The sequence below is a fragment of the Methylacidiphilum caldifontis genome (genome assembly GCF_017310505.1).
Lineage (GTDB): Bacteria > Verrucomicrobiota > Verrucomicrobiia > Methylacidiphilales > Methylacidiphilaceae > Methylacidiphilum > Methylacidiphilum caldifontis.
Genome location: NZ_CP065957.1, coordinates 1094712 through 1113996 on the forward strand (window position 1 = coordinate 1094712; position 19285 = coordinate 1113996).

The following is a 19285-nucleotide window of genomic DNA, read 5'->3' on the forward strand; positions in this document are numbered from 1 at the left end:
TTTGAAGAATCTTTTTTACGTTTCTCTTATCTGGCTGATCTTGCCGCTGAGCGTTGTCCTTTATGCTCTGGATCAGAGCTCTCCAGGTTTCTCTTATACTTTTCTTTTCTTTAAAAATAAAGAAAAAGAGGAGCTTTACCTCAAAATCCAACAGCCCTTTCTTCGCATCGACCGGCCTAAAGAGTTATTTTCGGTTGTTTATAACCAAAAAGAAGACCTATTCTTGGGCATGGAGCACAGGGACGGACGATACTGGAAATTTAGTTGGAGTCAAATCCAAAAACAGGTAGAAAAGATCAAGGAAAGCAGCTATAATATTCGTCGAGATCCCTTTATTGATCCTACCGAACAGAGCATCGAAGAAATTCTAAATCCCTCTTTTTTCCCCCACTACGGGAGGTTTGATCCCTTTAGTCCCCCCCCACAGCGATCCTGGACAAAGAGTAGTGGAACCAAGATCTCTCCTTTTGGCCAACTCTTTCAGTGGATAGGGAAAAACGAAAAAACCGATTCTACCTGTTGGATACAACCCTTATTTGCTTCCGAAGCCGACGAGTGGAATAGGGTTGTCCCCGTTTTGAGAAAAACATGCCAGATCCTCTCCTTCATTCTTGGTGAAAATGCCTGGCCCTTTGCTGCCCTAGACATCTGGGCATCCCTTCCTCCCAAGGTTGGATTTCCTGTTGAAACTCAATGGAGGGAGGATGAACAACCAATGAAAATCGTTCTTCAAAAGAAAGAAATTCTTCTTGATTCGTCGTGGACTAAACCGCCTAAAAATTATCTTAGCGAAGAGCTCCCTATCCTAGAAGAATATAAGAATCAATAATTTTTTTAAAAAATTCTTTATCTCTATTTATTTTCTAGAGAATGTGATTAAAATATTTTTATCTAAAGTATGTTTTTAACTAAACGTAGCAAATATGCCCTTCGGGCACTGCTTTATCTAGCCAGAGAACAGCAGAGGGGAACGATTTTAATTCAGGAAATTGCTGAAAAAGAAAAAATTCCTAAAAAATTTCTTGAATCGATTTTGCTTGAACTCAAAAACAATGGCTTTCTGAGTAGCAGAAGGGGCAAAGGGGGCGGCTATGCTCTTGAATATCCCCCAGAAAAAATTGCTGTTGGATCGGTCATACGCCTTATCGATGGTCCTATTGCTCCCGTACGCTGTGTAAGCCAGACGGCTTATGCTCCCTGCGAAGATTGTATTGATGAGAAAACCTGCGTCATTCGTCTTCTGATGAAAGAGACCCGAGATGTGATATCCACAGTGCTTGATAAAACTTCCTTAAAGGAGCTATTACAAAAAGAAATGAAGTTGAAAGTCGAGGCCACTGACGGGTTCGTTTTTGAAATCTAATCCAAAGATCTTCATTCCCATAAAAATAAAAGCTTTCCCAAGCTATAGGAAATGAGAAAAATAGGCTAACAGGCTCAAAATTATTCGTGATAAGCACCAAAAGATAAAATTGAAGAAAGAGAAGCTCAAAAAATTTTAGGGAAAAGGATCTTAAGGATAAAAAATAATGATGCTCCCCCTAAAAACCCTACTGCCAAAAGAAACCATACTGCCCAAATTCTTAAGAGATGTTTCTTTTTTTCCAAGCTCTCCACACTTGTCAGAAGCTTTTTGATAAGCTCGTCTCGATTGGGTAGCTCTTTATCCTTCCTAGACTTTTCTTCAACCACGATCTGTTTTATTTCCTGGTGGCTCTCTGCCAAGGTATGAATAACCTCTTCAATTTGCTTTTGATAATTTTCCAGATAACTCACAAAGGCTTTTAACTCTTTGAGACCTTCTTCGAGGACATAAAAATTGTTTGAAGGAAGCGATTGTATTAATCGACTTACCTCCTTAGGGATTGAATCCAGATAAGCGGCATTGGCTTCAAGCAATAGCAAAAGGCCAGGTAATGTATCCAAAGGTTTCTCGCCTTGGCAATGCTCAATATACCATTCCCAAGCCATCTCTCTTTTTTCGGTGGGCAACCTTGATATCGCCGCTTTCCAATACCGGTGAGGATCTTCTTTGTCTTCAGAATAACCGTTTGAGGGCAAAGATGGGGATGGGACAGATTCTTCTTTCAAAGAAGAGTTTTCCCTAACAGGTTTTTGGTCCGCTGTTGTCGGCAATGGACTTTTTGAAGATGGAAAAGGAAAGGGGGATTTTGCAGGCACTGACCAGTTAGATTTAAAAGGTTTCATTGAAGATTCGATAAATTAATCTTTGAACCCCGTCTTTGCGAAAAAAGTCCTTTCTTTTCCTCGGCTGGTTTTTTCCAGGTTTCCATCACCCTCTTCGCCTCCTCATCAGGGAGCAAATAACCAGCAATTCGATCATACTGATCGAACATTGTTTTTACCCAATCTTCAAGTATCACCCGATGAAAAAGATCCATCTTGATCTTCTTATCCGAAATAATCTCTAAAATATTAAGCGGCCGTTGTAGCTCGATTTCCAATAGAGAGAGATAATTGCGAGTATCTGAAAGAAGAGCTGGAATTTCTAGGGTTGCAGCACCTAAAGCAGCAAGTTCTTTTTCTAGTTGGCTGCCATCATACATCCGTGTTTTAGGAGCTTTTGCTCTATTTTTAACAACCAGGTAATCTACGCTATCACCAAACTTTTCCACAATATCTGCTAGTTCATCCATGACACTCAAGTCGTCAACCGGGAAAAGCAAAAGAGTTGTCCGTATAGCCGACTGTGTGCTCCAATCAAGAAAATGAGTAAAATCTAACGAATGAAGCAGTACTCGGAAAAAATGAGCTTGAGGATCAAGAACGGTAACCGATTTTTCGGGAATTGTCCTAAATATTTTCAGAAAATCCGCTTCAGGTTCCTCTGATAACGTGACCAACTTCGCTTCTGGTATCGCTCGAGACAAGGTTTGGTTATCATTATCCAGGTCATAAGCCTGCCATGAAACGCTTCTAGCATTCATCCAGAATATCTGCAATAAAGCTTGTGTTGATTTCCCTACATTACCCTTGCTCTGCAAAGGCAGAGTAAATCGATGCTTAATCATAGTTAATAAGACTCCTTCCTATTTTTTAACTCTCTTTTTCTCAAAATTACTCAAATTATCCCTTAAAAGTTCTAACTAATCTTATTTTTTATTTTTTCAATGATTATTTCTAGTATTCTTGATCTTTTTCCTTTTTTTAAGCTTTTCTTCTCCAATATTAAGAGCCAGGAACAAAACGCACAAGTTGGACATCGTCAAGAGGTCCTAAGGTGTTAAAACGGGGGGTTCTCAATCCAAAATAAACTGCCCCTCTTTCATCTCTTGTTAGGCTAGGAAAAGGAGTACTTGTCATCGCCCCAAATTGCTCAATCCATAAAAGCTCTCCTTTATCACCCAGGCAAGCCAGGAAAACCCTTCCTGGTTTTTCACTACCAGTCAGTTGTTGGGGATAAACTTCTTTGATTTCCCCGATCACATAAGAACGACCATCTTTAGCTGTGGATATAGCCACTGGAGCCAGCGAAACTCCAACGCCAAATTGCCTACACCAGAGCAACTCGCCTCGAGCAGAATAACGAAAAACAAAAGTTTGCAGACTGTAAAGATCGTTGGGTGCGCGAAAAGATCCATCTGGACATGAAAAACTTTCTGAAACTCCGCACAAAGTCAAATTTCCAGAGGTTGAAAATGCCGAAACCACAAGATTATTCCAATTCCCTGGAAGGAGAACATTCCATAAGAGTTTTCCCCTCCGGTCGTATTGTCGAGCAAAAACATGAACATGAGAGACAATGAGCGGAGAGGAGAGCCAACCATAATCCATGGTTTGTCCTATATTAGCCGCAAATGGACCGAAGCCTGCAGTATAACCATAACAGAAAAATTGCTGGGAGGAAATGGGAACAATCCCCACGAGGGTATCCATGGTTTCTGGCCCGGAAGGAAGCCAACTATTTTCAGGACTTTTCCCAAAGGATAGGGGAAAATGATCTATCTGTTTTCCTTCTGCCGAGTAATGGACGATTTCCATTGGACTTATGTCCTTTTTTTCCGCCGAAGGAAAGAGACCCGCGGGCACTGCTACAAAAGCCCCTCCTTCACCATCGCCAACTGCGATCCTGTCAGGAAGTGAAAAAGCCGACTCTCTTTCTATTTTCCATAGAAGTTTACCCCCGGAACTCAATTTCCAGAGAATAAAACGATTTTCAATCACTCCCCGAATGAAAATTTCCTGAGGCCTGTCCGAAAAAAGGGAAAACCGGTTATCCATGCCATAATAATCTCCAATCGGTTTTTCCCAAAGCTCTCTTCCTTTCCTATCCCATTTTCCCAGCACCACTTTCCATTTATATGATGCTCCGGCAAAAGGCTTAATCGCTTCCCGAGCAAAAACGAGATAACAATCGCCGCTAGCAGAAACATAAAGATCGTAAGCTTTTTTAATTTGACCCTGTGCAAGGGGAAGGATAGCAAGGCGCTCCGAAAAACAAAAAACGGCTGAATGCAATAAAACAAAGGCTAAAACAAAAAAATAAATGAAGCTTTTCAATCCTCGAGAAAACCGCCTCATGTCTTCTTTTTTTATCTCAATTAAAGGGACTTATCCTCGATCCGCCTCATCAAATAGCGGCATATCAACCGAACCCCAAATCCCGTAGCTCCCTTTTCCAGATAAGGATATTCCTTAGTTATCCAAGCTGGACCCGCTATATCCAAATGGACCCAAGGAACATCTCCTACCCATTTCCGCAAGAACGAAGCCGCTGTACAAGCGCCCCCTTCCCTACCCCCCACATTTTTGACAGTCGCTACATCGCTTGATATCGCTTCATCAAACTCATCGCCTAAAGGCAGAGGCCATAACGGATCTCCATAATCCTCGCTTTGTTTCCAAAGAAATTCAGCTATATCTTCTCTGTTACTGAAAAGCCCAGCTTTCTGTTTCCCAATAGCCACAATACAAGCCCCAGTCAAAGTAGCTAGGTCAAAAACAAGGCAGGGATTAAACTGCTTTATCCCATAGGCTAAAGCATCAGCCAGCACAATTCTGCCCTCGGCATCAGTATTAAGCACTTCAATCGTTTTTCCCCCATAAGTCTGAAGAATATCTCCTGGCCTATAGGCTTGCCCACTTGGCATATTTTCAGCAGCAGCAATTATGCCCACAAGCCTCAGCGGCAACCCAAGCCTGCTTACCGCATCCACAATGCCCAAAACAGCACACCCCCCCATCTTGTCATACTTCATTTCATCCATATGTTCGCCCGGTTTTATCGATATGCCTCCACTATCAAAAGTGATCGCTTTGCCTACAACAAGGACAGGTTGAGCGGCAGACTCCCCTTGGGCATAATCTAAAACGATAAGCCTGGGTTCATTGATTGATCCCTTACCTACAGCGATCAGTCCTCCGAATCCTTCTTTTTCTAATCGCTCCCTATTAAATACTTCTACACGGATAGTTTTTCTTTTTTCGGCAAGCTCTAGGGCTTTCTGAGAAAGAACTTCAGGAGTTATATAATTAGCTGGCATATTGCCAATGGCTCTGACGTAATTAACCGCATCAGCGATCTCGACAGCCTGTTGCGCCTCTTTTTCTATCTTCTGAAGCAAGGATTCATCGGAAACCGGCCCGCTAATTATCCTTAAATCTTCAAGCTTGTTCTTTCTTTGGGCACTCTGCTCTTTAAATTGCTCAAAACGGTAGGAGCTAAGGATGGCTCCTTCAACCGCAGCAGCCGCAAAAGGCAGAAATTCAGCACAAGGGGAAAAATCAAGGCTAATGTCTCTAGCTCCTATTTTTAAAAGAGACTTAACCCCTAACCCCGCGGCTTTGCGCAGGGTGTCCCTTTTATAAGGATGAGTACCTATTCCCACATAGACAATCCTTCCCCAAGGCTCACGCCATAAAAGAGTGCTGAGTTTTTTGCCTTCAAACTCTGCTGGGCTCACCCCTTCTTTCTGAAACTTCCCCTCTTCGACAAAAACTATCTTATCTCCTCTTCCCGGAAATTCTTTCTGTACATGGAGATTCATAACTGTTTTCTTCTAAGCTCTAGTTGTCTCAATAACCCATGATATGGTTGGCTAAAAGGGTTTCAACCCCGATACCACGCAGTTCAAAAAGTCTTTGGATGGTTTCCTCGATTAAATTATTCGGGCAGGAAGCTCCAGCCGTAATCCCAACGTTAATCTCTCCATCCTTAAGCCATCCTTCGGTGATCACCTCCTGGCCTTTATGAAGATCCCAGTGTTGGATTTGATGACAAGAAATTAATTTCTCAGCATTCTTTATAAAATAGGTAGGCAACCGACTTTCCCCGATTTCAGCCAAATGAGAAGTATTGCTGCTGTTATAGCCGCCAACGACAATAAGCAGATCGAGTTTTTCCTTGTCAAGCATATCCAGTAGGGCATCTTGCCTTTCTTGAGTTGCTCCACAAATAGTATCAAAGAAACGAAAATGCTTGTGCAGGTTTTCTTTCCCATACCTATCCTCGATAGCCTTACAGATCCGGCGCTGTACCTCTTCAGTTTCTCCCCGCATCATCGTGGTTTGGTTGGCTACACCCACATGACAAAGATGAACATCGGGATCAAAACCTGGAGAAACCGCTCCTTTGAATTTTTCCAAGAATTCTTCCTTGTTGCCCCCATATCGAATGTAGTTGCAGACGTAATCGGTTTCTTCAAGATTGTAGACCACAAGGTAATGGCCGTTACCATTCTCCCCAATCGCCCGGGAAGCCGTAGCCTTGGTCTCTTCATGCCATGCTTTCCCATGGATAATCGAAGTTGCGCCCTCGTTCCGATATTGCCTGACCCGCTTCCAGACAGTCATCACATCACCACAGGTCGTATCAACAATTTGACAACCAATCTGCTGGATCCTTCTCATCGTTTCGACCTCTGCCCCAAAAGCAGGAATAATAACCACGTCATCGGCCGTCAATCCATCCAGATAATAACCTCCTTCTACCGCTTGCAATCTCTTTATACCCATCGCCGTCAGCTGATCGTTAACCTCGGGGTTATGAATAATTTCACCAAGCAAAAAAATCCGTTTTGAAGGGAATACCTTGGTCGTTGCATAGGCAAGATCAATCGCTCTTTCTACTCCGTAACAAAAACCGAATGCCTTTGCCAGTTTAACGGTAAGACCACCACCGGATAAATATCCTCCCGTTGTTTTTAAATAATCAACAAGAGGACTACGGTAATGTTTTTCGACTTCGGCTTTGACGAGATTCATGACCTCAGGGGTCCTTAAATTCACTTTCGTTGGTTTTTGCTGAATTTTTTCAACCATATTTTTTTAGCCGATTTTTTAATGATTTTTCTTTAACTTCTTTCTATACCACGAATGATTGCTTAGGTAAATTACTTTTGATCGTTATTCAGATTTAGGAAGAGGAGCGTCATCTGTCTTTTGCGGTTGCTGTTTAGCTTTCTCATAACCCGGAGGAGGACCTTCGTAGAATTCTTTGTGCCGGATTTTCCCTCCCGCATGAGCTGTCCACACTGTCATAAAAAAAGCGGCTAGTCCAACAATAATGGCAGCTGTGCCTAAAAATTGCATCGCTCTAGGAAATATTCCCAAGGCAATTAATCCAAGGATAGCTACAAGCCCCTCGGCATAGAGCACCCATACAGCCCGCTCTCCCCTTTCTTTATGAGCATCAAGCCATGCTTTTTCTTTTTCAGAAACCATCGCTTCGACTCGATCGTAGCCCTCTTCTCCATAATGTTCAACAATCCAACCCGATGCACAGGTCAAAAGGATTAAAACGAGCCCCACAGCCTGTACTCCCCTCGATTTTACCACAGAACCAATGATAAAGACCAGAAGTGCCATCCCTAATCCATAAACGGGCAACGGATTAAGTAGAACGTGGATATATTCAGGTTGCTTAAGGGTTTCTAAAAAATCTTTGAATTCGTTCACGATCTTTTCGTTTTAAACCAATTGAAAAAGCAAAGCAATAACATCAGAAAGGTCTATGCAAATAGAATAGGTCATAATTAAAAAAAGAAAGTTATTCTTCTCCAAAAGAAATCCCCATAGCCCGGGCAGTTTTAATTTCTGGACAATTAACATCCACCTTTTTTAACTCTCGTATCGCTTCCTGGATAAGAACAGCTCCAATCTTACCTTCGCGGTAACTAACCATATAGCCAAAGCGCTTTTCCCGTACCAATCCAACCGCCGCAGCACCAAACATCATGCCTAAATTTCGATCGAAAGCTGTAGGCTCTCCTCCTCTTTGAAGATGACCCAATATGACAGCTCTCACTTCTTGGCCGGTCATCAGATGGATAACTTTCTCCAGATGCCTGCTAATCCCTCCAAGCCTAATTTCAGCCGTTGCACTTTTCCCTTCTTCCACTACATAGTATTGACCATCCTTGGGATGGGCCCCTTCAGCCACAACGATCATTGTCTGGAAGTTGCCTTCGGCAATTCTTTTTCTAACCTGATAGGCGATCTTCGAATACTCGAAAGGAATTTCTGGAATCAATATCAAGTTAGCTCCACCTGAAAGGCCCCCATAAAGAGCGATCCAACCCGTATATCGCCCCATGACCTCTACCACCATCACGCGCCGATGACTCGCCGCCGTTGTCCTAAGCCTATCCAAAGATCGGCAAACATACTCCACCGCGGAATAAAACCCAAAGGTATAATCGGTAGCAGAAAGATCGTTATCAATCGTTTTAGGCACACCTACAATCGGTACTCCCGATTCATAAAGCTGTTGGGCAGCTGTCAGAGAACCATCACCGCCAATACAAATAAGTGCACCAATACCCAGTCCCTCAAGCGTCTCTTTTACTTCATCGATAAGATGTCCAGGCAACCTTTTGACTTCTCCTATCCCTGTTTTCGTCGTAAACCTTCCCCGGTTTGTCGTTCCTAAAATGGTTCCCCCAAGAGATATAATCCCCTGGGTATCTTCTTCATGCAAAATTTGATATCTAACTGGGGAAATGAGCCCTTCAAAACCATCAATAAATCCATAAACTTCCCAGCCCAAAAGACCTGCAGCACACACCACCGCCCTTATTGCCGCATTAAGCCCAGGACAATCTCCTCCACTGGTAAGTACTCCGATCCGATAACTTTTCATTTAACATCATTTATATCATCGACATACAGGCGTATTAGAAAGTCAACCATCCCTACCTCATTTTTTAATATAAAAGCCAATTGACAATTTTTAGCGGGAAAGAATCGACTGCAATGCTTCTTTGATTGGCTCAAACTTTGGCAGTTCAAGAGGAGAGGCTGTAACCTCTGTATAGACTATTTTTTGTCCTCTATCAATAACAAAAACAGCACGAGCAGCCACATCACCAATGCCGATCAACCCTTTTAGGAGCACATCGTAAGCTTTGCAAACTTCTTTGTTTAGATCCGAAAGCAAGGGGAGGATAATACCCTCTTTTTTTGCCCACGCTTCCTGTGCGAAGGGATTATCCACGCTAATCCCAAAAACTTGAGCATTCAATTTTGAATATTCGTTAATTGAAGATGAGACCGTGCACATCTCTTGAGTACAAACGGGTGTAAAGGCCATTGGGAAAAAGAGCAGGACAACATTATTTTTTGCAAGCTCTTCTTTGAGGTGCACCTGCTTTATCCCTTCTGGAAACTTAGAACTTAGGGTAAAGTCTGGAGCCAAACTACCTACACTTAGAGCCATAACTTATCCTCCTATTCCTGTAATTAATAATGAGAAAATACTCTTATTCAGTCCTCTTGGCATGAAGTTCTTTCATCGCCGCCTTTCTGCTAAATTTATAGCGACCCTTTTCGTCCACTCCAATACACTTTACCCATATTTCTTCACCAACCCTGACAACTTGGTCAACCCTTCTTACGGGTGTGTCAGAAAGTTCAGATATATGAACAAGCCCCTCTCCTTTTCCTTTTATTTCGATAAAACATCCAAAATCCTTTACAGATACCACTTTGCTTCGGTATAATCCGCCCACTGTCACCTCTCCAACCATGTCCTCAATCATGACCCTTGCTGCTTCAAGGCTATCCGCTGAAGAACTGTAGATCATCACCGTACCGTCGTCTTCTATGGTTATTTCAGCCCCAGATTCAGTAGATATTTTTTTGATTGTCTTCCCCCCTGGCCCGATTAAAAGCCCAATTTTATCAGGATGAATCTTTATTTTCTCTATACGAGGCGCATGTTTTGATATTTCTGACCGAGGAGCATTAATCACCTTATCCATGCAATCCAGGATAATCATTCGGGCTTTCTTTGATTGGAATATGGCTTTTTCCATAACCTCAAGTGGAATGCCGCTAAGTTTCAAATCCAGCTGAAAACCAGTTATTCCCTTCCGGGTTCCGGCGATCTTAAAATCCATATCTCCGTAATGATCTTCAAGCCCCATAATATCGGTCAAAAGGCAATACTGTGACCAATCTGAATCCTCTTCGTTACCCTTTACCAAACCCACGGAAATACCTGCAACTGAAGTTTTAAGAGGAACTCCCGCATCCATTAAAGCAAGACTACCTCCACAGACGGTTGCCATCGACGTTGAACCGTTAGACTCAAGAATTTCAGAACTTACCCTAATAGCATAAGGAAAATCGATCTCAGAAGGAATAACAGGCAGCAAAGATCTTTCCGCAAGAGCACCATGTCCTATTTCTCTCCGGCTTTGTCCACCAACTCTTCCCACTTCTCCTACGCTAAAGGGAGGGAAAAAATAGTGGAGTAAAAACCGCTTACTCTGTTCTCCTCCTCCATACGCATCCAATTCCTGGGCCTCATTCAATGAGGCCAGTGTAGCCATACACAGCGCCTGGGTTTCTCCTCGGCAAAATAAAGATGACCCGTGAGACCTTGGAACAACGGACGTCTCTATGCTTATCGGTCTAATATCTTCAAGCCCCCTTCCATCACAACGCTTTTGCGTTGCCAATACATTAGTGCGAAAAATAGTTTTCTGCAGACTGTCAAATGACCAGGTTATCTCCCGGGGAGTGGCTGTGGGAAATTCTTCCAGAATTTTAATGGACAGTTCTTCTTTAAGTTTGTGCAGCTTTTGATGTCGCTCGGTTTTTGAAGGCGTGTAGAGTGCTTCCTGGATTTGAGAATAAAAAAGCTCAGCAATGCGCTTTGTAATAGCTAGGTTCTCTTCAAAGAGTACACACCGTCTTTTGGGTTTTCCCGCTTTCTGGGCAAGTTCTTTTTGTGCATCAATAATCTCTTGAATATTTTGATGAGCAAATTCAAGAGCTTTTACAAATTCTTCTTCGGCAATTTCACGTGCACTTCCTTCGATCATCAAAGGATAATGTTCATTTCCCACATAAACAAGATCAATATCACTAATTTCCCTTTCCCTATGAGTAGGATTGATTATCCAGCGCCCATCTATCTGTCCAACCCTCACCGCTCCAACCGGTCCGTTAAAGGGTATGTCAGAGACCATCAGAGCTGCAGATGCTCCATTAATAGCCATCACGTCAGGATCATTTTGACCGTCAGCGGAAAGCAAGGTCCCCAGAACCTGGGTTTCATAGAAATACCCTTTAGGGAAAAGGGGACGCAAGGGTCTATCAATCATTCTTGAGGTAAGAATTTCTTTATCGGTAGGTCTGCCTTCCTTTCTAAAGTACCCACCTGGAAATCTTCCTGCTGCTGCAGCCTTTTCCCTGTATTCAACTTGGAGGGGCAAAAAATCCTGATCCTCTTTTAACTCCGTTACAGAAACCACGGTCACTAGAACAGCTGTTTCTCCATACGATACGGTCACTGATCCATCAGCAATTTTTGCCAGTTTTCCTGTTTCAAAGACTAAAGTCTGATCTCCAAATTTCCTTGTTGTATATTCTGGCATAATCTTTTTTTTCCTTCGATATTCAGTCGAAAGAAATCTTTATAAAAAAAAGGCTCTTTTTATATTTTTCGAAGATTCTTATTTTCGAAGAGAAAGTCGGTTAAGCATTTCTCGATATTTTTCAGGCTCTGTACGATTCAAATATTCCAGAAGCTTTCTTCTCCTGTTAACCATACGTAAAAGCCCTCTTCTTGAGCTATGATCCTTTCGATTATTTTGAAGGTGCGTGGTAAGCCGCTTTATTTTTTGAGTAAGCAAGGCGATTTGAACAACAGCAGAGCCGGTATCTTTCTCGTGAAGCCTAAACGATTCAATTAACTTTTTTTTGTCAGTTTCTACTTCCATAGGTATTCGTCAATATTGATATATATTCAGAAGGGATAAAGAGGCAATCATCTCTTTTCATTTTTTTCATCAAGCCTTCAAACTTGAAGTATGAGAGTCACATTGTCAATGAAAAAGAATTTTTTCGATTTTGAAGGGACTTTATGATTAAATGAGGTTTCATTGATTTAAAAACCTTAATCTTTTCCCACCATACGGCTATGAATAGCTTATTACAAGACACAATCGAAAAAGCCTTTAGAGAGCAAAAGCTTCTTGAAACTACCTTTCATAACCTTGAAGAATTTCTCTCTTTAAAAGACCTATCCGCTGTTGAAAGAGAATCTCTCAATGAACTTGTCCAGAACCAAAATTGGGAAGAACTCAACGAAAGGTTCTATAAAAGGCTTTCTTTTGGCACTGGGGGCATTCGGGGTAGAACTATGGGCAGGGTCATAACGAAAGCCGAACGCGGTAGTGCCAGCTTAGATGGTTCTCCTCAATATCCAGCCATCGGCTTTAACTGCATGAATGATCGAAACGTGCGCAGCGCAGCACTAGGGTTTGCAAGATATCTTCAAAGAGTATTCCCTGGAGAAGCCTTAAAAATAGTGATTTCTCACGACTCAAGGCATTTTTCCCGCTATTTTTCCGAGCTCTGTGGCCATACGCTTGAAAAAACAAAAGTAAAAGCTTTTCTTTTTCCTTCCCAAAGATCCACTCCACAGCTCTCTTTTACAGTCAGATGGCTCAAAGCTCATGGAGGAATTATGATTACGGCCAGTCATAATCCTCCCTATGATAATGGTTTTAAAGCCTACTTTAGGGATGGCTGCCAGCTTATCGAACCCCATGCTTCAGAAGTCATAAAAGAGGTGGAAGCTATCGAATCCAGAGCTGACTATCTCCTTCAAGATGGAGAAGGTAGTCCTATTATTCTTGGACCCGAAGCCGATAGTGCTTATATAGATGCAGTTGAAACCATTATTCTTGAACCCCAAGCCCTTGCGACAGCTCAAGAAAAACTAAAGATTGTATATAGCCCTCTTCACGGGACGGGGATAGAAATTATCCCAAAACTGTTAGACCGGCATAAAATTCGCTATCTTTTAGTTCCTAGTCAAATAATCCCTGACGGCAACTTCCCTACAGTAAAGTCTCCTAATCCAGAAGATCCTGCTGCTCTTTCTCTTGCCATCAATCTAGCTTTGGAACAAAAAGCAGATATCGTCATTGCTACGGATCCTGATGGAGACCGGATGGGAGCAGCGGTAAAGAACAAGCAGGGAGAGTTTGTCCTGCTAACAGGAAACCAGATATTTTCTCTTTTTGCCTACTACAGGACTTCCCGGTTATTTGAACAAGGTATTCTAAACGCCCAAAATGCTCATCGAGCAGTCTTGATTAAATCATTGGTTACAACCGATCTGATTAAAAAAATTGCCGAACATTACCATGTGCAGTGCGTCGAAACTCTTACAGGTTTTAAATATATTGGAGCAAAGCTATTAAAATACGAACTCCAATCCGGGCTTGAGGATTATGATAACCATCCCTTTAATGAAAGAAGAGCGGTTCAGCTCCAAAAGGGAAAGTATTTTATCTGCGGAGGAGAAGAAAGTTATGGCACTTCTTGCGGAGATTATGTCCGAGACAAGGATGCTAACAGTGCTACCCTTGAGTTGGTTGAGGTAGCCGGTTGGGCAGCCCGTCATTCAATGACTCTACTTGATTACCTGGACAGCATTTATACTACTTTTGGTTATTTTGCTGAAAAACTGGGGACGATGACATTCGAAGGGCCGGAAGGATCAAACTTAATTGTCCAAATTCTTAAGTCATACAGGGAAAATCCTCCTGGGGAGTTTTTAGGCAATAAAAGGGTGGGATTCGATGATTTTGGCCTAGCAGATCATTATGATATTGAAGGCGATCTTATTCCTAAAGAAATCATGCTCCGGTTTATATTTGAAAACAACAATAAGTTGATCATTCGAGGTTCAGGCACTGAACCTAAAATAAAATTCTACTTGTCTACCCATAGCCCAATAGAAAACGGACTTGAAAAAACAAAAGATAATGCAACGCATTTCCTTAATCGCTGGTGGGAAATCATTCAACAAGATGTAAAGAGAAGGATAAACCGCTAAAAAGGATTTCTCTTCCTTTTGCCTTGATCAGGTTGGTTATTATAAGTTAATAACCCCTAATCAATCGAATTCTTCATGTCTACTTCTCTAGGAATTGACGGTGTGGTCGTCGTCTTTTTTTTTCTGATCACCTTGGGTATCGGTTTGTTCAGTAGTCGAATTGGACAAAAGAAAAAGTATGATGAGCTCACCCTTGGAGGCAGGAGAATGCCATGGTGGGCTATTCTGGGATCGATCATTGCCGCAGAAACAAGTGCTGGAGCTTTTTTAGGCACCCCTGCCGAAGGTTACGTTCTTAAGGATTTTACTTATCTGCAGCTTGCATTGGGAACAGTCATTGCCCGGATCATCATCGGCTTCTTATTCATAAAGCCATTCTTTCAATCTGGAGTCCATTCGATATACCAATTTTTAGAAACACGTTTTGGACCTTTTACCCAGAAAATGGCTTCAGCAACCTTCCTTTTAAGCCGGATGCTTGCAACAGGCACACGGCTCTATGTGGCAGCGATCATTCTCGTCGTGGGGGCCGAGTTTTTTTTACATAAACCCCTTAGTCGGCCACAAGAGATCAGCCTTTATTTTATATCAATCTTTCTAATCAGTCTGTTCACCGCATCCTATACCGCCCTTGGAGGCATTAAAGCGGTCATCTGGACAGATCTTATTCAGGCTTTAATCATGCTTTTTGGAGCGGCTTTTGCCCTTTTTTTTATCTTCGCCAAACTCTCTTCTGTTTATTCCTATCCTGAAATTGTCCATCTTTTTTTCCATAGGCCATGGTTTACTACGGGCATAACTCCCTCGAAGGGTCTTCTTGGTAATCTTCTCGATATCCTTGCCATCGACTACACTTTGTGGTCGGCTCTGATCGGCTCTACTTTTACCACTATGGCTACCCATGGGACAGACCAGGACATTGTCCAGCGACTACTCACGGCAAAAAATTATCAGAAAAGTCGACTTTCTTTGATTCTCTCAGGGCTAGCCGATATCCCGATCGGTTTTTTATTTCTCAGTATCGGTCTTCTATTATCCTTCTATTACTCGGTTTATACCGATCCCGCCCTTCCAACCAAGCCAAATGAAGTTTTCCCTTATTTCATCATTAGCCAACTGCCCTCTGGCATAAGAGGAATGGTTGTAGCTGCAATCTTTGCAACAGCTACGGGTTCACTCAGTGCCGCTCTAAACGCCCTGGCTACTTCCTTTTGCCAAGACTGGCTTACCCCTTCTTTTGAACGACTCGTCGATGAGAAAAAAAAGGTTTCTAAGTTAAGAGGAGCTACCCTTCTTTTTGCCTTGCTTACTTCAACTATAGGAGTGGCCACCGCCCTTTATACCGTTTACTTTCCTTCCGCAAGAATTCTACCAATAATCCTTGGCATCATTGGTTTTAGCTATGGCCCCCTTCTAGGTGTTTTTCTTTTAGGCTTGCTCACCCGTCATAGGGGGACAGACCGAGGAAATGTTTTAGCCATGATCGTAGGATTTTGTGTCGTTCTTCTACTGAGCAAAATTCCAAATTCTACATCATATTTTCATGAAAAAAATAACAGCTTATTTTCTCTCGAATGGCTTCCTCACGTCGCCTACCCATGGAGGATATTCATCGGATCGGTAGCAACATTCTCTATTGGTATACTTTTCCGGAACAAAACCGCTTTCTCACAAAAGGCAAAACCCAGTTAAGATTTTTTGTATAAGGCAAAAGCTTCTTCAACAGAAACCCCATCAAAGGTGATGGCCGAGATGGCATTACAAAAAGCGATCGCTTCAGCTAAAGGTTTCTGGTGAATGTTTCTTCCCGTAGCGTTTCCAGATGTCCCACCAACATGAATCTGGCCGTGAAGCTGGGTAAGAAAATCCTTTACTCCTACTTCCTTACCCCCAGCACAGATTAACCGAGTTCTTCCAGCAGCAGCTACAGCTTCCTTTAAAGCGACATGGGGATCTCCATCTTTGACTCGAGGTGGATTAACCTTTACGAAATCAGCTCCAAGACAGGCAGCAAGACCAGCAGCTCCTGCTATAAGATGAGGATCGGTTTCATTGATCACTGCTTTTCCCCTTGGGTATGCCCAAATGATCACTAACAGTCCTCGCTGGTGAGCTTCAAAAACAAGACGCGCAGCTTCCTTCAACATTTGTGGTTCAAATTCGCTCCCCGGATAAATGGTGTAACCGACCCCCACGATGGGAATGGACTTGGCCTGCAGGAAATAATCGAGCTGTTCGAAATCTAACCATAGAAGACTCAACGGATCTCTTTGCGACGTTTTAACCAGATGAGTTTTACTGTTTAGCTTAACCACATAACGGATATTAGAATAATCCATGGCATAACGAGCAATGAGCCCAAGTTGAGTAGCAAAAGCCCCAATACGAGCATGGCTTGCTATTTTAAACAAATGTTCAGGATTAGCATCATCGGCAGCTATACCTTCCCCGTAAAAATCATCGTTAAGATGCTCAACTTTCTGGTCTCCCGCCATGAGCATAAGCCTGCCAGAGCCCTGGGTCACTTCAAAAAAAACTCTCTTATAATCGTCTCTTTTCGACTGCGGCACATCCAGGGGAACTTTTATCTGATCTAAGCTTATCATGACAATCCTCCTTTTAATAAAAAAATAAACAGTCAACTCCCCTCAAATGTTTCCATTGTTATTGATGCAAAGAGAAAAAAGTAGAGAAAAGCCAAAAGGAAAGAACAACCCTTAACGGATGATTCCTCTTTCTGAGCCCTTGATGAATTCGATTATCGCAGCAAGATCCTGGGTGTTTTCTGCTTGTTTTTCTAAAACCTCGACAGCCTGTGCTGTATTTAATCCTTCATCCAACAGCTGCTTTAAAGCAAACTTAAGCGTTTTGATCGTTTCTTCGGGAAAATGGTTTCTTTTCAAACCGACAAAATTAAGCGAACGAAGCCGAGCGGGATTGCCATCGACCAATCCAAAGGGTATCACATCCTGGACAATCTTCGAGCAGCCTCCAATCATGGCATGTTTTCCTATTCGACAGAACTGATGAACTGCAGAAAGCCCTCCAATTGTAACGTAATCTCCAACGATAACATGCCCAGCCAGTGTAGCGTTGTTGGAAAATACGCAACGATTTCCAATACGACAATCATGAGCAACATGAGTATAGGCCAAAAACACATTAAAAGAACCAATTTCGGTACTTTGCCCTCTGAAAGTCGATCGATGCACCGTTGAAAACTCCCGGAAGACGTTGCCTGTGCCAATCTTAAGATAAGTGGGCTCTCCCTGATATTTAAGATCCTGAGATCTTTCACCAATCACACAAAATGAATAAAACTCATTCTCCGGACCTATTTCGATCGGTCCTTTTAAAACGGCATGGGGGTGGATTACACAAAAATCCCCCACTTTAACCCCTTCTCCAATATAGGCATAAGGGCCTATTTCCACCCCACTACCTATTTGCGCTTTTGGGCTTACAATCGCTGTAGGATGAATCGAAGTCTGCATTTTAAAAGCCCATTGGAGATATTATCTTCTTTATAGAGCTTACGGCAAGTATAACAACTCAATGTTCTTGCCAATCTCCTCTATTCGGAGGATAGAGTCTTAACCATCGATGAGGGCAAAGAGCAGCTCTCCCTCGCAAACCGTTTCTTTGTTGACGTAACATTTCCCAAAGGCTTTCCCAATTTTTCCCCTGGCTTTGGTCATTTCCACTTCAATAATCAACGTATCTCCAGGCATAACCGGCTTACGAAACTTTACTTTGTCAGCACTCATAAAATAGCCGAGTTTCCCAGCATTGCCCGCTTTCCGTAGCAAAAGAATACTGGCTAACTGTGCCATGGCTTCAATTTGAAGCACTCCGGGCATTATCGGATGTCCTGGAAAATGGCCCTGGAAATAAGCCTCGTTCATCGTTACGGCTTTCTGGCCTATCGCCTTTACGTCATCCTGGAATCCAAGAACCCGATCAAGCATAAGGAAAGGATAACGGTGGGGAAGTATCTTCATCACCTCATTTATATCCAGAGCTCCTTCTCCAACGGGGATATTTTCCACAGGCATTAAGTGAGAAAGGTAATTTTTATAGGCTTTCTGGATCTCCTTGACAAATTTTACATTCAAAAAATGGCTAGGCCTTGCTGCAACCACCCTCGCTTTTAATCTTTTCGGGAACAAGGCAAAATCTCCAATCATATCAAAAATCTTGTGTCTGACAAACTCATTTTCAAACCGCAGGGGTTCTCGACAAAATATCGACTCTCCCCGGATAACTATGGCATTTTCCAAGCTCCCGCCTTTGATTAGCCCCTTTTCGATAAGGGGAAGAAGTTCTTCGTAAAAGACAAATGTTCGTGCAGGGGCGATTTCCGAAACAAAACTTTTAGGGTCGTAAGTCCAGCTAAAATACTGTGTAAAAAGCCCATTATGACTTGAGTGAGTACAACTGATCGAAAAGTTCTGATCAGGCCAGCCAGCAATGTATGCCCCATCTTCTCCTTCCACCCATACCGGTTCTCTCAATTCAAAAAAAGAAACCGGTTTTTCTTGTTCAACCGTTCCTACCCTGGCAATCTCGTTAGCCAGATAGATGCCACTGCCATCTCCAATGGGCGGTTCATTTGCATTCAACTCGATCAGCGCGTTATCAATCCCACACCCTCTCAAAACCGCAAGCACATGTTCGACGGTATGAACCTTGACATTGCCCTCCCCGATCGTTGTGGCTCTTTCTGTTTGCCTAACATTATCCACCGAAGCCACCACCGTGGGTTCATCAGGCAGATCAACTCTTTTAAAGACATAACCGCTATCCGCTTCGGCCGGCTTGATCACTAGCTTTACAGAATTGCCTGTATGCAGTGATTTGCCCTCCATGCTGACTTCATCCCGTATCGTCCTCTGCATTATCACAACTGACCACTCCTTTTTTTGAACTCGTTTCTCATATAAAGATCCAATGTAGCGGTTTTGCAAG

The 19285-nt window shown here is 42.6% G+C and carries 17 protein-coding genes; 4 read left to right on the forward strand and 13 right to left on the reverse strand.

The window, feature by feature from the left end; genetic code table 11:
* The first annotated feature begins 1 nt into the window (after position 1).
* Positions 2-829: a hypothetical protein gene (locus tag IT6_RS05135; RefSeq protein WP_206828349.1), complete on the forward strand. Its 828-nt coding sequence runs from the start codon at positions 2-4 to the stop codon at positions 827-829.
* 69 nt (positions 830-898) lie between these two features.
* Positions 899-1363 carry an RrF2 family transcriptional regulator gene (locus IT6_RS05140; RefSeq protein WP_134438885.1) on the forward strand — a complete coding sequence of 155 codons (465 nt, stop codon included), beginning with the start codon at positions 899-901 and terminating at the stop codon, positions 1361-1363.
* Between the two features lie 125 nt (positions 1364-1488).
* On the opposite strand, the gene IT6_RS05145 is transcribed toward IT6_RS05140, so the two are convergent.
* The 10 genes from IT6_RS05145 to rpsO form a co-directional block, all read right to left on the reverse strand.
* Entirely contained in the window at positions 1489-2208 is a 720-nt protein-coding gene (locus IT6_RS05145) for a hypothetical protein (RefSeq protein WP_206828351.1), read from the reverse strand.
* Positions 2205-3032 carry an ATPase gene (locus IT6_RS05150; protein ID WP_134438887.1) on the reverse strand — a complete coding sequence of 276 codons (828 nt, stop codon included), beginning with the start codon at positions 3030-3032 and terminating at the stop codon, positions 2205-2207. The genes IT6_RS05145 and IT6_RS05150 overlap by 4 nt, the downstream gene beginning before the upstream one ends.
* Positions 3033-3189: 157 nt before the next feature.
* Positions 3190-4542 carry a hypothetical protein gene (locus IT6_RS05155; RefSeq protein ID WP_134438888.1) on the reverse strand — a complete coding sequence of 451 codons (1353 nt, stop codon included), beginning with the start codon at positions 4540-4542 and terminating at the stop codon, positions 3190-3192.
* A 20-nt stretch (positions 4543-4562) separates the two neighbouring features.
* A complete protein-coding gene (locus IT6_RS05160) occupies positions 4563-6008 on the reverse strand; it encodes a leucyl aminopeptidase (RefSeq protein WP_206828358.1) in 1446 nt (481 codons plus the stop codon).
* Positions 6009-6036: 28 nt separating this feature from the next.
* Positions 6037-7281, reverse strand: a complete 1245-nt coding sequence (locus IT6_RS05165) for a 4-hydroxy-3-methylbut-2-enyl diphosphate reductase (RefSeq protein ID WP_206828366.1) — start codon at positions 7279-7281, stop codon at positions 6037-6039.
* An 84-nt stretch (positions 7282-7365) separates the two neighbouring features.
* Positions 7366-7917: a hypothetical protein gene (locus tag IT6_RS05170; RefSeq protein WP_134438891.1), complete on the reverse strand. Its 552-nt coding sequence runs from the start codon at positions 7915-7917 to the stop codon at positions 7366-7368.
* Between the two features lie 91 nt (positions 7918-8008).
* Positions 8009-9100: a 6-phosphofructokinase gene (locus tag IT6_RS05175; protein ID WP_134438892.1), complete on the reverse strand. Its 1092-nt coding sequence runs from the start codon at positions 9098-9100 to the stop codon at positions 8009-8011.
* A gap of 90 nt (positions 9101-9190) precedes the next feature.
* Positions 9191-9676: a redoxin domain-containing protein gene (locus IT6_RS05180; protein ID WP_206828368.1), complete on the reverse strand. Its 486-nt coding sequence runs from the start codon at positions 9674-9676 to the stop codon at positions 9191-9193.
* A 43-nt stretch (positions 9677-9719) separates the two neighbouring features.
* Positions 9720-11843: a polyribonucleotide nucleotidyltransferase gene (locus tag IT6_RS05185; protein WP_206828370.1), complete on the reverse strand. Its 2124-nt coding sequence runs from the start codon at positions 11841-11843 to the stop codon at positions 9720-9722.
* A 78-nt stretch (positions 11844-11921) separates the two neighbouring features.
* Positions 11922-12188, reverse strand: coding sequence for a 30S ribosomal protein S15 (gene rpsO / locus IT6_RS05190; protein ID WP_134438895.1), 267 nt, complete (start codon positions 12186-12188; stop codon positions 11922-11924).
* 200 nt (positions 12189-12388) lie between these two features.
* On the opposite strand from rpsO, the gene IT6_RS05195 reads away from it, so the two are divergent.
* Positions 12389-14317 carry a phospho-sugar mutase gene (locus tag IT6_RS05195; RefSeq protein WP_206828372.1) on the forward strand — a complete coding sequence of 643 codons (1929 nt, stop codon included), beginning with the start codon at positions 12389-12391 and terminating at the stop codon, positions 14315-14317.
* 75 nt (positions 14318-14392) lie between these two features.
* Entirely contained in the window at positions 14393-16009 is a 1617-nt protein-coding gene (locus IT6_RS05200) for a sodium:solute symporter (protein WP_206828375.1), read from the forward strand.
* Here IT6_RS05200 and IT6_RS05205 read toward each other — a convergent pair.
* The 3 genes from IT6_RS05205 to IT6_RS05215 form a co-directional block, all read right to left on the reverse strand.
* Positions 16006-16923, reverse strand: coding sequence for a beta/alpha barrel domain-containing protein (locus IT6_RS05205; protein ID WP_134438898.1), 918 nt, complete (start codon positions 16921-16923; stop codon positions 16006-16008). The genes IT6_RS05200 and IT6_RS05205 overlap by 4 nt on opposite strands.
* Before the next feature lie 111 nt (positions 16924-17034).
* The gene (gene lpxA / locus IT6_RS05210; protein WP_134438899.1) at positions 17035-17811 is read right to left on the reverse strand and encodes an acyl-ACP--UDP-N-acetylglucosamine O-acyltransferase; all 777 of its coding nucleotides are present in this window, start codon (positions 17809-17811) and stop codon (positions 17035-17037) included.
* A gap of 99 nt (positions 17812-17910) precedes the next feature.
* Positions 17911-19215, reverse strand: a complete 1305-nt coding sequence (locus IT6_RS05215) for a bifunctional UDP-3-O-[3-hydroxymyristoyl] N-acetylglucosamine deacetylase/3-hydroxyacyl-ACP dehydratase (RefSeq protein ID WP_134438900.1) — start codon at positions 19213-19215, stop codon at positions 17911-17913.
* Between the last annotated feature and the right edge of the window lie 70 nt (positions 19216-19285).

Excerpts from the sequence above, each read along its gene's own strand:
- IT6_RS05195 (WP_206828372.1), top strand. The coding sequence starts at position 12,389 with ATGAATAGCTTATTACAAGACACAATCGAAAAAGCCTTTAGAGAGCAA.
- IT6_RS05160 (WP_206828358.1), bottom strand. The coding sequence starts at position 6,008 with ATGAATCTCCATGTACAGAAAGAATTTCCGGGAAGAGGAGATAAGATA.
- IT6_RS05175 (WP_134438892.1), bottom strand. The coding sequence starts at position 9,100 with ATGAAAAGTTATCGGATCGGAGTACTTACCAGTGGAGGAGATTGTCCT.
- IT6_RS05215 (WP_134438900.1), bottom strand. The coding sequence starts at position 19,215 with ATGCAGAGGACGATACGGGATGAAGTCAGCATGGAGGGCAAATCACTG.
- IT6_RS05180 (WP_206828368.1), bottom strand. The coding sequence starts at position 9,676 with ATGGCTCTAAGTGTAGGTAGTTTGGCTCCAGACTTTACCCTAAGTTCT.
- IT6_RS05150 (WP_134438887.1), bottom strand. The coding sequence starts at position 3,032 with ATGATTAAGCATCGATTTACTCTGCCTTTGCAGAGCAAGGGTAATGTA.
- rpsO (WP_134438895.1), bottom strand. The coding sequence starts at position 12,188 with ATGGAAGTAGAAACTGACAAAAAAAAGTTAATTGAATCGTTTAGGCTT.
- IT6_RS05185 (WP_206828370.1), bottom strand. The coding sequence starts at position 11,843 with ATGCCAGAATATACAACAAGGAAATTTGGAGATCAGACTTTAGTCTTT.
- lpxA (WP_134438899.1), bottom strand. The coding sequence starts at position 17,811 with ATGCAGACTTCGATTCATCCTACAGCGATTGTAAGCCCAAAAGCGCAA.
- IT6_RS05140 (WP_134438885.1), top strand. The coding sequence starts at position 899 with ATGTTTTTAACTAAACGTAGCAAATATGCCCTTCGGGCACTGCTTTAT.
- IT6_RS05165 (WP_206828366.1), bottom strand. The coding sequence starts at position 7,281 with ATGGTTGAAAAAATTCAGCAAAAACCAACGAAAGTGAATTTAAGGACC.
- IT6_RS05145 (WP_206828351.1), bottom strand. The coding sequence starts at position 2,208 with ATGAAACCTTTTAAATCTAACTGGTCAGTGCCTGCAAAATCCCCCTTT.
- IT6_RS05205 (WP_134438898.1), bottom strand. The coding sequence starts at position 16,923 with ATGATAAGCTTAGATCAGATAAAAGTTCCCCTGGATGTGCCGCAGTCG.
- IT6_RS05155 (WP_134438888.1), bottom strand. The coding sequence starts at position 4,542 with ATGAGGCGGTTTTCTCGAGGATTGAAAAGCTTCATTTATTTTTTTGTT.
- IT6_RS05200 (WP_206828375.1), top strand. The coding sequence starts at position 14,393 with ATGTCTACTTCTCTAGGAATTGACGGTGTGGTCGTCGTCTTTTTTTTT.